The following is a 14231-nucleotide window of genomic DNA, read 5'->3' as shown; positions in this document are numbered from 1 at the left end:
GGAGTCAAAAGCAGAAAAGAATAGGTAAAACTTAGGAATTGAGGCCGCTTCTGACATCAGCCTTCCTTCCTGATAAGCAAAAAATCTAAGGTGACTGGCATCTTTGCAGATAATCATATTATTCATTTCCAAAAGCTGCCTTTGTATTCATATGAATTGAACCAATACGGTTAATTATAAGGCTTATCAAAAGCACATCCGATGCCTTCTGCAGTCAGTAAAATTAGATTTCGAATAATGAGTTAAATACACAATATTTAACAGTATGGTTTACAGACCTTAATTCAATTCTTGGAAGTTGATTGCTCCATCAGACCGTTGACCCTACCCTATTTTTACTAGTTTTGCTCCTGATGATCGTTTGCATTGCTGAAAAACCTAGTGTGGCCCGTGAAATCGCCTCAGTTCTTGGAGCTAATACCAGACATGATGGGTACTATGAAGGAAATGGATATTGTGTAACCTATACTTTCGGACATTTTTGCACCCTATTTGAGCCTAACGATTATGAACCCTTTTGGAAGAGTTGGAGCCTCAGCCACCTTCCCATGCTTCCGGAAAAGTTCAAAACTAAAATCGTTAATAACCCAGGAATCCAAAAGCAATTCAACGTTGTAAAAAAACTATTTGACTCTGCCACACTTGTGATCAACTGTGGCGATGCTGGCCAAGAGGGAGAACTGATTCAGCGATGGGTAATTGAACAAGCGAAGTATAAAGGGGAAGTCAAACGTTTATGGATTTCATCGTTGACAACAGAAGCTATCAAGGAAGGCTTCGAGAAATTGCAACCTTCGTCTAAGTATGACAATTTATACTACGCCGGGTTTTCCAGAGCCATAGGCGATTGGCTACTAGGAATAAATGCCACACGCTTGTACACCGTGAAACATGGTGGATACAAACAGGTACTATCCATAGGAAGAGTGCAAACGCCTACCCTGGCTATGATTGTTAACCGATTTAAGGAAATTCAAAATTTCCAGCCACAACCTTATTGGGAGTTACAGACGGTTTATAGAGAAACAACCTTTGCCTATGAAGAGGGGAAATTTCTAAAGAAAGAAGATGGGGAGGCATTTGCCAAGGTAGTCAAAGAACATGACTTCGAAGTGGTTTCCATAGAAAAGAAAAAGGGGAAGGAATATGCACCTAAGCTGTTTGATTTGACAGGACTGCAGGTGTATTGCAATACCAAATTTGGGCTTTCTGCAGACGAAACACTCAAAATAGCCCAGCAACTCTATGAACAAAAAGTAATCACTTACCCCAGGGTAGATACCACTTTTTTACCAAATGACATTTACCCCAAAGCACCTGGAATCCTAGAAAAGTTAACGAATTACACCTCTTTGACCCAACCGCTTTTGGGCAAAAAGTTAAAAAAGTCCACTAAGGTATTTAATGATAAAAAAGTAACAGATCATCATGCCATCATCCCTACCGGTATGCAAAGCAATTTGCATGGGAATCACCTCAAGGTTTATGATATTATTGCTAGGCGATTTATTGCAGTGTTTTATAATGACTGTTCGGTGGACAATACCATAGTCCTAGGAAAGGTGGATACCGTTCCTTTTAAAACTACAGGAAAAGTAATCTTGGAAAAAGGCTGGAAGGTTGTTTTTGAAACTACCGATGGGAAAGCCAAAAAAGAGAAAGACGAGCTCCCGATATTTAAAAAAGGAGAAAAAGGGCCGCATGAGCCAACTTTTCTGGAAAAAGAAACCAAGGCACCGAAGCACTACACCGAAGCTACTTTGTTGAGAGGGATGGAAACTGCCGGTAAACAAGTGGATGATGAAGAGTTGCGGGAATTAATGAAGGAGAATGGCATTGGTCGACCTTCCACCCGGGCAAATATTATTGAAACCCTGTTTAGGCGACAATACATAGAGCGGAATAAAAAGCAAATTTTGCCCACAGCAACAGGTGTACAGTTGATAGAAATCATTAAAAACGAACTGCTGACCTCTGCAGAATTGACAGGACAGTGGGAAAAACAATTGAAGGAAATAGAAAAAGGGAATTTCAACGCAGGTTCCTTTGTAAAGAATATGAAAAAAATGGTGGAGCATTTGGTATACGAAGTTCTTAACGAGCGAAACTATGCTGTAATTTCTCAACCAGCTGAAACCAAGGTTGCTGAAAAGGAAAAAGAAAAATCAAAAACTGCGACTACACTCGTGGGACAGACTTGCCCTAAATGCAAGCTTGGATCACTTTTAAAAGGAAAAGCCAGTTACGGATGTAGCGCCTATAAAAATGGATGCGACTTTCTACTTCCTTTTTCCTTCGAAGGAAAGAATATTTCAGAGAATCAATACTTACGTTTGCTCCAGAAAGGCTCTACTGTCAACTTGAAAGGATTTAAAACGTCTGCAGGAGCAAAAGAAGGATTGGTACGTTTCAATGACTCATTTCAGCTCGTTTTGGAAGAAAAGAAAGTAGTCAACGACGCCCCTGCCAAAAAAACTCCGCCAATAATTCCCTGTCCATTGTGTAAGAAGGGAACAATCATAAGAGGAAAATCAGCGTATGGATGCAGTGCCTACAAAGAAGGATGTGACTTTAGATACTCATTTGACACCCTCCGGGAAAAAGCAAACAACGAACCATTAACCGTAGAGTTAGTCACTTCTTTACTGAAGAAGAGTATTATGTCTTAAACCATTGATTTAGTGATATTTCGGGTGGTTTGTAGTCTAAATCTCCCTCTCTTTGCACGTACTCAATTATAAGATAAAACTCCATTTACAGTCCATTCGCCCCCCCCTTTTCCGCATTGTAATGCTTAATAACACACCAATTCTCCCCCTAATTCTCACTTCCTGGTGCTGGAAATTCCCGCATAGGACTATACCTAAGATAGGAATCAAATACTTCTTTGTCCTCGCCAACGACTCTTGGATCAGCAGTTTTCACCAATTCTTCTAAAAGTGCCATTTTCAATTCCTTTTCAACATTTTCAAAACGAATATCTCCTATTAGATTAGTAAGATTATCAGGATCCTTCTTTATATCAAACAATTCATATTCCGGCCTTTTGTCATGTGCTAACCTAAAGAATAGATTCACATCATTTTCTAATCTATTTTCTATAAGGTAAGTTTTAGTAGGGCTATCATCGGTATCGGTAAAGGCCCAACCATCATGGTAAACTCCCTGCTCATCCACACCATACATAGGCAACAACTCATTAGCTGTACCAGATTTGATTCGTTGGGGAGCTCCAGCGGGCCAGCGATCCGGTTTTATATTCCAAATCAACAAAAAGTCTTCACTTCTAATTGCACGCTGAGGATATCCCCAATTTAGATATCGGGATGAAGAATGTCTTTCTCTCCCAGAAAAAGCATATTTACTGGATTCATCTACTACACCCTCTTTTGTAGACTCCAAAATAGGGACTATACTTTTACCTGTAATAGGCATCATACCCACATCGCTGGTACCTGCTAGTTCAAGAATTGTAGGTGCAAGGTCTGCAAATCCTATCAGGTCATTTACAACGCGGCCTCCCGGAAAGTGTTTTGGATATCGGACAGCTAAGGGCACATGTATTCCATATTCATAGCTATTGGCTTTAGCTCTTGGAAATGGCATTCCGTTATCTGAAGTGACTATAATGATTGTATTTTCAAGTTCTCCAATTTCCTCAAGGTATTTGAGCATCTGATTTAAGTGATTATCAAACCATTCGATCTCCACAGCATAATCAAGCATATCTCCTCTGATGACATCATTATCCGGGAAAAAGCCTGGAACTTCCACATCAGACAATTTCTTATCAGTTCTTTTCCAAGAATCCAATTCATAGTCCCTATGCGGTTCGGTAGACCCAAACCAGAAAAAGAAAGGATTCTCACCTTTCACATTCTCCATGAAGTATTTAAAATTCTCAAAATAATTCAAGTTGCTAACCTTAGTACTTGGACGGACATCATCGGCTGATCCAACCTTATACTGAATTTCACTATGGGAAATTCCAGCGGGCATCGGTTTCCCTCCAAGTAGAATCCTGTTTCATTTCGGGCATATTGAAATGGGGAAACTCCTTTTCCAGTCCTACCTGTAGCATATCCATTGGCACTGAGTAAATCCACAAAGGGCACATATTTCTTCAACCATGGCGCTGCATGCTGACCGGATTGCTCATTTTGCCAATGATGTCTTCCTGTGATGATAGCACTTCTGGAAGGTGCACAGCCAGGCGAACCTGCTATGCAATTCTTAAAGTAAATCCCCTGAGAAGCTACTCTGTCAAACGCTGGTGTATTAACAAAAGGACTTCCCTCAAAACTCGTATGGGCAAAAGATTGATCATCGCTGATGACAAAAAGTATATTGGGGCGCTTTTCATTTGTCTGCGATTTTCCAGCTAGCTGAATGGCTAATAGTAAAAAGAGAATTAGAGAAGATTTCTTCATTTGGGTTGTTGTCTTTGAATTTTTAAGGACATGATGTTTTTAAATAACGCTATCCAATACCTAACCTACTGTATAACAAAGGTCTTTGAGTTAGTAATTCTAATACCTGTTTCCATATCCTTCGATAAAATACCAATTCAAAGTTTTATCACAAGGAATTAATTTAAATGTATATCCGCTTTTCTACCAGTAAAAAGGGAAAAGCAATCTAGAATTTGCTCAAAATTATAATTGAGGTCACTTCAGCCTGTCCCGTTAGTACGGGAGTCTTCGGTAATCGGTCTTCCGACCAGATAAGCAGAGAATCTAAGGCAACTGGCATCATTGCGGATAATCACATTAATTTAATACGAATTGGCATTTTTTTACGGTTTGAACCAATTTTCAAATAAGTAACAATAGGTAAAATCCATGGTAAAACACCAATTGATAGGTTTTTTAAAAAGTAAACTTATCTCTTTAAGAATAGCGAAATACATGTCTAAAATCATTATCCTCTCACATTTATTCCCACAAAGTTGCACTAAACAAAAAGTACAGAAACCTGAATTCCAATCTCTTATTAAGAGATATGACATAACTTCTTAGCTGTTGGGTTAAAAAAAAATCCGCACCAACTGGTACGGATTTTCTAATTATAAACCCCTTAACAATTAACTCAATCGTACGCAGGATTTTGTGGGAAATCCTTGTTTTGGTTCAAATCCAATGCTGCCTGAGGAATTGGTCTGAGAATCTTCAGATTTCCACCAGCGCCTTGGAAATTGGCAGGTGTGATCCAGCTATTGTAAGCAGATGCCCGCTCAATCAACTTACCAGTTCTCTTTAGATCAAACCAACGATGATTTTCACCAAGTAATTCTCTTGCTCTTTCGTCAAGAATGTAATCAAGGTCAAAATCTGACATCGTTGCATCGGCCACTCCTGCTCTTTGTCTCACTACATTTAATTTTTCTAATCCTTTAGCTGCTTCCCCAAGACCCAAATAGGCTTCTGCTGCAACCAAGTAAGTTTCTGCCAATCTAGAAATTATGAAATCTCTGGTGCTCGAGCCATTTCCTGAACCTGCGAAAAGTGAATTTGGATCATCAAATTTCTTCACTATCATAGTGGCTCTATCTCCAGAAATAATTCCACCCACCGGGTCTGTTGTGCCGTAGGAATGATAGATAGCCGTAGGATGAGCAGCCATGTAGTCAATACTGTCTTGGGCAGTAAACCATCTTGGTTCATAGAAATCTCGAACTGTCAAGCTGCTTTTATCAGCTACATCATAATAGTCATAGTATCGGACATACATCTCTGTCATGAAAGTTGAATACCATCTTTCGTCAGTTTCTTCGAATAAATCCAATGCAAAGCGAGTTGGAAGTAAATTATAGGTCTTGTATGGCGCATTCCCAGCTACTTCAGAACCTCCTAAATATGGCCCATTGTAGTTTTGCTGTTGATTACCAATTTCGGATGGATCTGAACTGATAGATCCAGGACTAAACTGAACGGAGAAGATCACTTCTTCATTCATGTCATTTCCAGGAGTCATAGTTCTTCTGAAGACAAATTCAAACCCTGTCCAGCAATCACATTCTCTGCATAACTTGCAGCTTTTGCGAAATCATCGCTTGCAGCAAAATCCTCATAGGCTCGGGTTAGGTGTACTTTTGCTAACAAGTTTTCTACTGCTCTTTTATTTACTCTTCCGGTGTAATCCCCAGAAGAAACTTCATTCATAGCTATTTCCAATTCAGAAATTATCAATGAATAGACTTCTTCAGCTGAGGATCTGTCAAAAGAGAGAATAGGTTCCGCAATGAAATCAGTGATTATCCCTACTCCACCATAAGATTGAACAAGAAGAAAATAGGCATTGGCTCTTAGGAATCTCACCTCTCCTACATACTGAGCAATGTTTGGAGATGGTGCAGTCTTATCAGCATAATAGATGGCAGTATTTGCTAACTGTATAGCTTTGTAACTATTAGTATATAGGAAATCCACACCCTCTGAAGAGGAATTCAATTGTGAGTATTTGCTCAAACCCTGCGGTTCAGGTGATCTGCCCTCTTCGTAAAGGTCAGTACCACTCATAAACATCCATGGAGCTTTTCCATAGATATTTCTCAAAGCCGAATAATTAGAATTGATCAATGCTGCATACCCTTCTTCAGTTGCATAAAATTCTTCAGCTGTTACATTTGATCTGTTGTCCTCTTCTAGAAAATCAGCACAACCTGTGTTGACTAGAATAAGGGCTATTGCGAAAATTGAAAGTATATTTTTCATCTCTTTATAATAGATTTTTTTATTGTCAGATAGCCTTTCCCGATTCTCGGAAGGATCTCGTGAAGCTGATATTCATCCCTTGTGTGGAGTCTATCATCATGCTCGATTTCATATCTATTTTATTTAAAACTTTAAGCTTAAACCAAATTGGGTAGTTATGCTGCTCACTCGCCCTACGCCCAAGGAAGCCTCTGCCCACTCCGGATCCCATCCATCGTAATCTGTGAAGGTGAATGGATTGAGCACATTTACATAAAGTCTCAGGCTCTGCACATTGATCTTGCTTAGCAAGCTTTGTGGAATGGTATAGCCTAGGGATATGTTATTGATTTTCACAAATGAAGCATCCTTATAATAAGCTATTCCATTTCCCCAATACTGGCCCTCTGCTCGTGGCTGAGGATATTTATTGGTATATTGAGTAGGTACACCTACACTGTTTTCAGGAACATAAAACTCACCGATATTTGCTTTTTGTCTACCTCTATCTTTCACATCGGTGAAATTTTTGTGAAAATCACTGAAAGCCAAAACTCCTTGTTGAGTAGCCAAAGCAATATTCATATCAAAGGCACCAACTTGTAGTCTAGAAATCAATCCTCCTGTCCAAGAAGGATTAGATGATCCTAAAATAACTCTATCATCATTTGGACTGATTTTTCCATCATTATTTACGTCAACTACTTTAGCCTCCCCTTCTTTCTGATTGTAAGCGGCAGCATCTTCATTAGCTTGCCATACGCCGTCATACACAAAGTTGTAATGTGAATCAATTGACTCACCAATGAACCAGCCATTTCCTACGTCATCAGTTTCAGATTGACCATAAATAGATTCTATTGTATTGGTGTTTTTGGTAAAAGTGAACATGGTGGACCAAGTCACTAAGTTGGTTTCCAGATTTATTGTATTCAACATAACCTCAACCCCGGTGTTTTTCACAGATGCAGCATTTGATCTGATGTTACTAAAACCAATTTCCAGCGGAAGCTTTTGACTTACCAGTAATTCGTCAGACAGTCTATCATACCAATCAATGCTACCTGTAACGCGGTTATTAGCAAAACCAAAGTCCACACCAAGATTAATTTCTGTGGTTTTCTCCCATGTAAGGGATTTGTTGGCAAGTGAATTCTGTACCCAACCATTAGCAGTAGTGCCATTAAAATCATAATAAGTCTGATTGGTCAGTGTATTTACCGTAGTATACGGAGCCACGTTGTTGTTACCTACTGTGCCGTATCCCGCTCTCAATTTCAAATCTGAAACAGTGCCGGAATTAACCAAAAAGTCCTCTTCACTCAATCTCCAGCCTAAAGCAACTGAAGGAAAAGATTGCCACTTGTTTCCTTCTGATAATAGAGAAGATCCATCCCATCTATTGGAAACTGTAACTAGATATTTATCCTTTAAGGCATAATTTAAGCGTAGAGCAAAAGAAGCTAACTGATTCTTACGAAATGAATTCCCTAAAGAATAAGTAGATTGTAACCCTGATCCTACATTGTAAAACTCTGTTTCGAAAGGCTGCTGAGTCGAGCCCATGTAGGCAGTTTCAGTGCGATCCACAAAAATGCTTTGTAGTGCAAGAAAGTTGAACGCATGATCACCAAAAGTTTGATTTACATTAAGTTGGTTATCCCAAGTGTAATTCAATTTATCTACAAACTCCAGTTCGGAAGATGGTAAATTACCATTGCTGATACCAGTATTGGTCATTGCTCCCCAGTATAAGCCTCTTCTATTATTATTCAATCCAACAGAAAATGTAGATTTCAAGCTTAACCATTCTAATGCATCATATTGTAAGAAAGCATTCCCAACTCCACGTATAGTGCGTGTCTCATCACTTGTATTGGCTATCTCCAAAAGGGGGTTGTATGTACTTGTCTTATTTACTGCAAATGACCCATCAGGGTAAGTCAATTTACCTGGCTGTGGGAAGAGCTCTCCACTTATCTCATTTCCATTTTCATCAACTGCATAAGGAGTTAAAAATGGATTTAGCCTAAATGCTTCCTGCATTGCTATGCTACTCCCTCTTTGATTTGTGCCAAAAGAAAAAGCCATATTCGCTCCAGCGGTTAGCTTATCGTTTATACTTTGGTTGATATTTATGTTGAATGTGTACTTATCTAAAGACTCATTCTTCAAATTCCCAGTTTCATTTTGATAACCTATACCCAAATTGTAAGTGGATGCACCATTTCTATGCGAAACAGATAGGTGGCTGTTTGTCTGAAGACCGTTTTGTAGCACACCATCATACCAGTCGTAGCCTTCCAGATTATCAAATCTTTCCTTCAAGACTGCATTTGAGCCCCCTATCACCACATTTTCATAATCAGCAGGTGTCATACCAGCGCCATTTTTGGTAGTTCCCAAGTACGCAGCATAATGATAATCCCTCCATTGCTCCAAGCTCATCATTTCTGGCAATCTGGCAGGAGTCTTCACACCGTAAAAAGTCTCGAACGAAACATTTGTCTTATTTTGTGATGTGGTTCCAGTCTTAGTTTGTACTATCACTACACCACCAGCAGCTCTAGAACCGTAGATAGCAGCCGAAGACGCATCCTTTAATACTTCTATTTTTTCAATATCATTTGGATTTAAAAAATCAATCCCACTAGTAATCACTCCATCGACTACATAGAGCGGAGATGAACCCGCAAGTGAATTATTACCACGAATGGTCATATTAAAACCATCTCCTAATCGACCTGTGCTATTACTGACCTGAACACCAGCCACTGTTCCTTGTAAAGACTGAATAGCACTAGTAGTTCCTCTTTCAGTGATGATTTCACTATCCACTCCCGCAATAGCCCCTGTTACATCGGCTCTTTTTTGTGTACCATACCCTACTACTACCACAGACTCCAGCTCGGTGATGTTTACACCAAGCTCAACATCTACAATTGACCTTGATCCTACCACCTCTTCCTGAGAGTTGTAGCCAATAAAGGAAAAAACTAATACGGATTTTTCGTCCGGTACAGATAACGAATACTTTCCATCAACATCACTCGTGGTTCCAGTGGTGGTCCCCTTAATTAGAATTGAAACACCGGGTAAAGCAAGTCCATCATCTGATGAAATTATCGTCCCGGTAACTGTCTGCTGAGCAAAACCTGAAATAGAAAAGCAAATTCCTAATAGGAATACCAAATACCATTTTTTTAAAGAATTACTCCGTGGAGGAGATTCTAGAGACGGCGGAATTTTGGGTAAATTTTGTACCATGATAAAATTTAGGTTTAGTGTTAAAATTAAAACTACGCCCTATCGTTTGCGCAATCGATTGCATTATAACACGTATTTTTTTTGCCTCCAAATCAAAATCAAATTATTTTTAGTTTTCCCAGTAGTAACTAATGCCTAGAGCAATTTCAGCCAATGAAATTTTAAGTAATCTTAGTTTAACAGAATATCTAGCTTTCAAGTGGTTTAGGTAGAGTGAGCAGATCTAGCCCTCCCATAAACTACTTTAAATAAAAAATATCAATCGAATCTTCTTTTAAAGTTTGAAAAATCACACAATTGCACCTTTTACGCTCACTTTTATTAAAAAAAACTGTAAGGATGCATAAAAACCGTAGCAATTTTTTTTGGCCTTTTGTTTCAAAGAAGGATTGCTCAGACTGGAGTTTTTGACTTGGCAACCCTAATAGAAATGTAGATTCCTAGTTTGAGAGTATTTGTTTAGAATAAAAAGTAGAGATTATTTTCATTGGATTATAAGATTTGAAGTGCAACCGATAGCACATATTTTTTCTAACGAAAGACCCTTACTTAGTACCATATCTTGCATTGCTTTTGCCTCCTTATTGTTAGAAAATCAGATATACAAATAATTAAATTCAAGCAGCTTCTACATCAAATCTTCTAGCTCTCGAAATAATAATTCTATATTTGACTCATCAATTAAGGGGTGCCCTAAAATTTACGGGCTGAGATCATACCCATCCCGATTTATCGGGAGCACCTGATCCGGGTAATGCCGGCGTAGGGACTAGATTACTGTTCTCCCTTTTTTGAATAATCATAAAACGTTATTCAAATGTTATTAGCTATTGACCTGAGTCTGCTCGCTGAGCAGATCAAAGCCACCAGTTTACTGGAATGGATTGCTGTGAGTTTTGGAGTCACTGAAGTGCTTCTTGCTCGCAAAAATAATGTCCTACTCTACCCTGCTGGAATTATTGGAATTCTGTGTTCAGGCTTTCTGCTCGTGGATGCCAAACTCTATGCAGAAACTTTACTCCATGCCTACTACCTCGTCATGAGTATTTATGGCTGGACTATGTGGAAAAATCGCTCTGCCAGCGGAGCTTCCTCCATCTCCAGAAGTACGGCAAAAGAACAGAAAATTACTTGGGCAATCGCTATTCTGGGGTGGGGCTTTCTTTATTTTATGCTGACCACTTTTACAGATTCGGATGTTCCTGTAGTAGATGCTTTTGTTTCCTCAACGGCCTGGGCTGGTATGTGGCTTTTGGCCAAAAGAAAGCTGGAAAATTGGATTTGGCTGAACGTTTCGAATATTATTGCCATTCCCTTGCTCTTCCATAAAGACTTGATTTTAATCTCATTACTTACCATTTTCCTTTTCATCGTAGCTATTTTCGGCTACTTCGATTGGAAAAAAGAACTGGACCAACCCAATGCAAAACTCAAAACTGTTTAATCAGGAACTTGCCCAGGAGGCAGAAAAATTGGGACAGCTTCCAATAGAGTGGCTGAAAGAAATTTATGCTAAAAAGTACTTTAAGCTTTTCGTTCCAAAAGATCTAGGAGGCCTGGAATGCACCTTACCCGAAGCGCTAAAAATCGAAGAGAAATTGGCAAAGCTGGATGGAAGTTTGGGCTGGACCGTGACTCTATGCGCAGGCGCAGCTTGGTTTGTGGGATTTATGGATGAGTCAGTGCGCAAAGACATTTTTCCTGACGAAAAACTCTGTCTAGCTGGAAGTGGTTTTGTAGGAGGAAAAGCCGATAAAATCGGAGAAAACTACTTGATTTCAGGAAGCTGGACCTACGCTTCGGGAGCTTTACATGCCACACATCTTACTGCAAACTGTGAGATTTATGAAAATGGAAAAGCGCTTCTCGATAAAAAAGGAAAGCCAGTCGTAAAAGCCTTTGTATTGGATAGAAAAGACGTGGAGATTCTTGACGGCTGGAATTACATGGGAATGATCGCAACCGGAAGTCATGCTTTTAAATGTGAGAACTTAAGCGTTCCTCTAAGTCGCTGCTTTGAAATCCTTCCCAACAAAGCTCAATTGAAAGCTTCAGTTTACCAATATCCATTTTTGCAATTTGCTGAAACTACACTGGCGGCAAATATTCTAGGCATTTCCAAACACCTAAAAGAATTGATAGAACAGTCTTTCTGGAAAAGACATGAGTATAGAAAGTATGATAAAAAACACCTTCACTACTTCCAAGATCTTCTAACTAAACAAGATAAAAAGCTTCAAAAACTCAGAGATGAATTTTATAGTCAAGTGAACTCATCTTGGGAAGAACTGGAGCAAAAGGGCAGAATCTCTGATTCAAGATTAAAGAAAGTCAGCAAAATCAGCCGTAAACTTACCCAGCAGTGCAGAGAGATAAGCGGGAAACTTTATCCATTCTCTGGTTTGGAAGCTGCAAAAACTCACACAGAATTGAATCGGGTATGGCGTGATTTTAATACTGTGGGACAGCACGCCTTGCTGATATTTCCATTTTAGCCAAGGTTAACTGACATTTTCTTGCAGACCTGCTCAGATTTATTTCGCAGGTTCGTGCAGAGAATTTTCTTTTTAGGTTTCAACTGTTTACAATCAAATTTATAGGCAATTCGATCAAATACACCTTTAAAAGGTAAGCACAGGCAGGTTGGTCAACTATTCTTCCTTACATTGGGTCAGTAAAAAACAGCGATTGTTATTGCAAACCCTTCTAACAAATGAATAGTAAAGCAGCCCTCAAAACCTTTTCAATCCTTGTTCTAGCACTACTTTTTACTGCCTTTCATCAATACAAAGATGAGAAGAAAACTCTCTACTTAATTGGTGATTCTACAGTTAGAAATGGTGGAGAAGGCAATTTGCAACGAGGTTGGGGAAATGTACTTCAGGAGTTTTTTGATAGCACAAGACTTGAAGTAAGCAACCAAGCCATGGCTGGCAGAAGTACCCGAACCTTTATCAAAGAAGGCAGATGGGAAAAAGTTCTAGAAACCTTAAAGCCTGGGGACTACGTAATTATGCAATTTGGTCATAACGAAGGTTCTGTTCCTGATACCACAAAGGCTGGTTATAGAGGTGTGCTACGTGGAATGGGTGATGAAACCAAGGAACTCACCTGGCCTGAAGGCACAAAAGAAACTGTACATACCTATGGCTGGTATCTTGAAAAGTTCATCACCGATACCAAAGCTAAAGGCGCAACTCCAATTGTGGCATCCATGATTCCACGCAATAAATTCCAGGATGGAGATGTAGAAAGAGCCAATCACGACTTTGGGAAATGGGCCAAAGATGCAGCAAGAAGACATGGCGTTCCATTCATTGACCTCAATTCAATAGTTGCAGATCAATATGACAAATGGGGTCAGGAAGTCGTAAAAGGACTTTTTGAAAGAGATCACACGCATACCAATGAAGCTGGGGCAAGAATCAATGCTTGGTCGCTTACCCAAGGTTTAAAGGACCTGAAGGATTGCGATTTGAAAGATTATTTAAAAAAAGATAAGCCCACGCTATTTCTAATTGGCGATTCTACTGTGAAAAATGGACAAGGCGATGGCGCGGGAGGACTTTGGGGATGGGGAGATTTTATCGCTCCGTATTTTGATGGAGAAAAGATCAAAGTGCAAAACCATGCGTTAGGTGGCACCAGTAGCCGTACTTTTCAGACTTACGGCATGTGGCAGAAGGTTTTGGATAAATTGGAACCGGGAGATTACCTGATACGATGCAATTTGGTCACAATGATTCAAGCCCGCTGGATGATGAAGCCCGTGCTCGCGGTACAATCAAAAGTGCTGGTTTCGAAGCTGAAAACATCTACAACCCAATCACGAAAAAAGTCAGGAAACAGTCTATTCCTATGGCCAGTATTTACGGCAGATGATTTTGGCAGCAAAAGCCCAAGGCGTCACTCCTATTGTTTGCTCGCTAATTCCTAGAAATAGCTGGAAAGATGGCAAAGTTGTCACTGCTGAAAATGATTATGGACTTTGGGCAAAACAAGTTGCCGAAGATACCGAAACCGCCTTTATCGATCTCAATCAATTAGTAGCTGATCAATATAATGAACAGGGTGAGGAATATGTAAAAGCCCATTATTTTAACGATACCGATCACACACATACTATAGAAGCAGGAGCTAAATTGAATGCGAAAATTGTCGGCAAATGCCATAGAAAGTCTAAACGGAATAGCACTTAAAGACTTCTTAAAAAATGAATAACTTTTAATTCTATAACGCCGAATCCTTTCTTTTTTGTAACGTACAAACTCA

10 protein-coding genes are annotated in these 14231 nt (G+C 39.5%); 5 read left to right on the top strand and 5 right to left on the bottom strand.

The genetic code is table 11. From position 1 onward, the window contains the following. The first annotated feature begins 353 nt into the window (after nt 1-353). Nucleotides 354-2669, top strand: a complete 2316-nt coding sequence (locus AC0L6R_RS01050; protein ID WP_473269507.1) for a DNA topoisomerase 3 — start codon at nt 354-356, stop codon at nt 2667-2669. Nucleotides 2670-2817: 148 nt separating this feature from the next. On the opposite strand, the gene AC0L6R_RS01045 is transcribed toward AC0L6R_RS01050, so the two are convergent. From AC0L6R_RS01045 to AC0L6R_RS01025, 5 genes are all read right to left on the bottom strand, one after another. Beyond that, the gene (locus AC0L6R_RS01045; protein ID WP_473269506.1) at nt 2818-3999 is read right to left on the bottom strand and encodes a sulfatase-like hydrolase/transferase; all 1182 of its coding nucleotides are present in this window, start codon (nt 3997-3999) and stop codon (nt 2818-2820) included. After that, entirely contained in the window at nt 3912-4430 is a 519-nt protein-coding gene (locus AC0L6R_RS01040) for a sulfatase-like hydrolase/transferase (protein WP_473269505.1), read from the bottom strand. Before AC0L6R_RS01040 ends, AC0L6R_RS01045 begins: the two co-directional genes overlap by 88 nt. A 658-nt stretch (nt 4431-5088) precedes the next feature. Beyond that, complete coding sequence (locus AC0L6R_RS01035) at nt 5089-5973, bottom strand: RagB/SusD family nutrient uptake outer membrane protein (protein WP_473269504.1); 885 nt, start codon at nt 5971-5973, stop codon at nt 5089-5091. Next, nucleotides 5970-6713, bottom strand: a complete 744-nt coding sequence (locus AC0L6R_RS01030) for a RagB/SusD family nutrient uptake outer membrane protein (RefSeq protein ID WP_473269503.1) — start codon at nt 6711-6713, stop codon at nt 5970-5972. Before AC0L6R_RS01030 ends, AC0L6R_RS01035 begins: the two co-directional genes overlap by 4 nt. Nucleotides 6714-6836: 123 nt before the next feature. After that, nucleotides 6837-9884 carry a SusC/RagA family TonB-linked outer membrane protein gene (locus tag AC0L6R_RS01025; protein WP_473269502.1) on the bottom strand — a complete coding sequence of 1016 codons (3048 nt, stop codon included), beginning with the start codon at nt 9882-9884 and terminating at the stop codon, nt 6837-6839. A gap of 892 nt (nt 9885-10776) precedes the next feature. Here AC0L6R_RS01025 and pnuC point away from each other — a divergent pair. From pnuC to AC0L6R_RS01005, 4 genes are all read left to right on the top strand, one after another. Further along, the gene (gene pnuC, locus AC0L6R_RS01020) at nt 10777-11403 is read left to right on the top strand and encodes a nicotinamide riboside transporter PnuC (RefSeq protein WP_473269501.1); all 627 of its coding nucleotides are present in this window, start codon (nt 10777-10779) and stop codon (nt 11401-11403) included. Continuing rightward, on the top strand, nt 11381-12454 hold the full coding sequence (locus AC0L6R_RS01015; RefSeq protein WP_473269500.1) for an acyl-CoA dehydrogenase family protein: 1074 nt from the start codon (nt 11381-11383) through the stop codon (nt 12452-12454). The genes pnuC and AC0L6R_RS01015 overlap by 23 nt, the downstream gene beginning before the upstream one ends. Nucleotides 12455-12672: 218 nt before the next feature. Then, on the top strand, nt 12673-13896 hold the full coding sequence (locus AC0L6R_RS01010; RefSeq protein WP_473269499.1) for an SGNH/GDSL hydrolase family protein: 1224 nt from the start codon (nt 12673-12675) through the stop codon (nt 13894-13896). After that, on the top strand, nt 13844-14158 hold the full coding sequence (locus tag AC0L6R_RS01005; protein ID WP_473269498.1) for an SGNH/GDSL hydrolase family protein: 315 nt from the start codon (nt 13844-13846) through the stop codon (nt 14156-14158). The genes AC0L6R_RS01010 and AC0L6R_RS01005 overlap by 53 nt, the downstream gene beginning before the upstream one ends. Nucleotides 14159-14231: the final 73 nt, after the last annotated feature.

The organism is Algoriphagus sp. 10J20-15, assembly GCF_055809615.1.
Note: the sequence above shows the minus strand (reverse complement) of the source record. Positions and strands in the feature narration are given on the sequence as shown.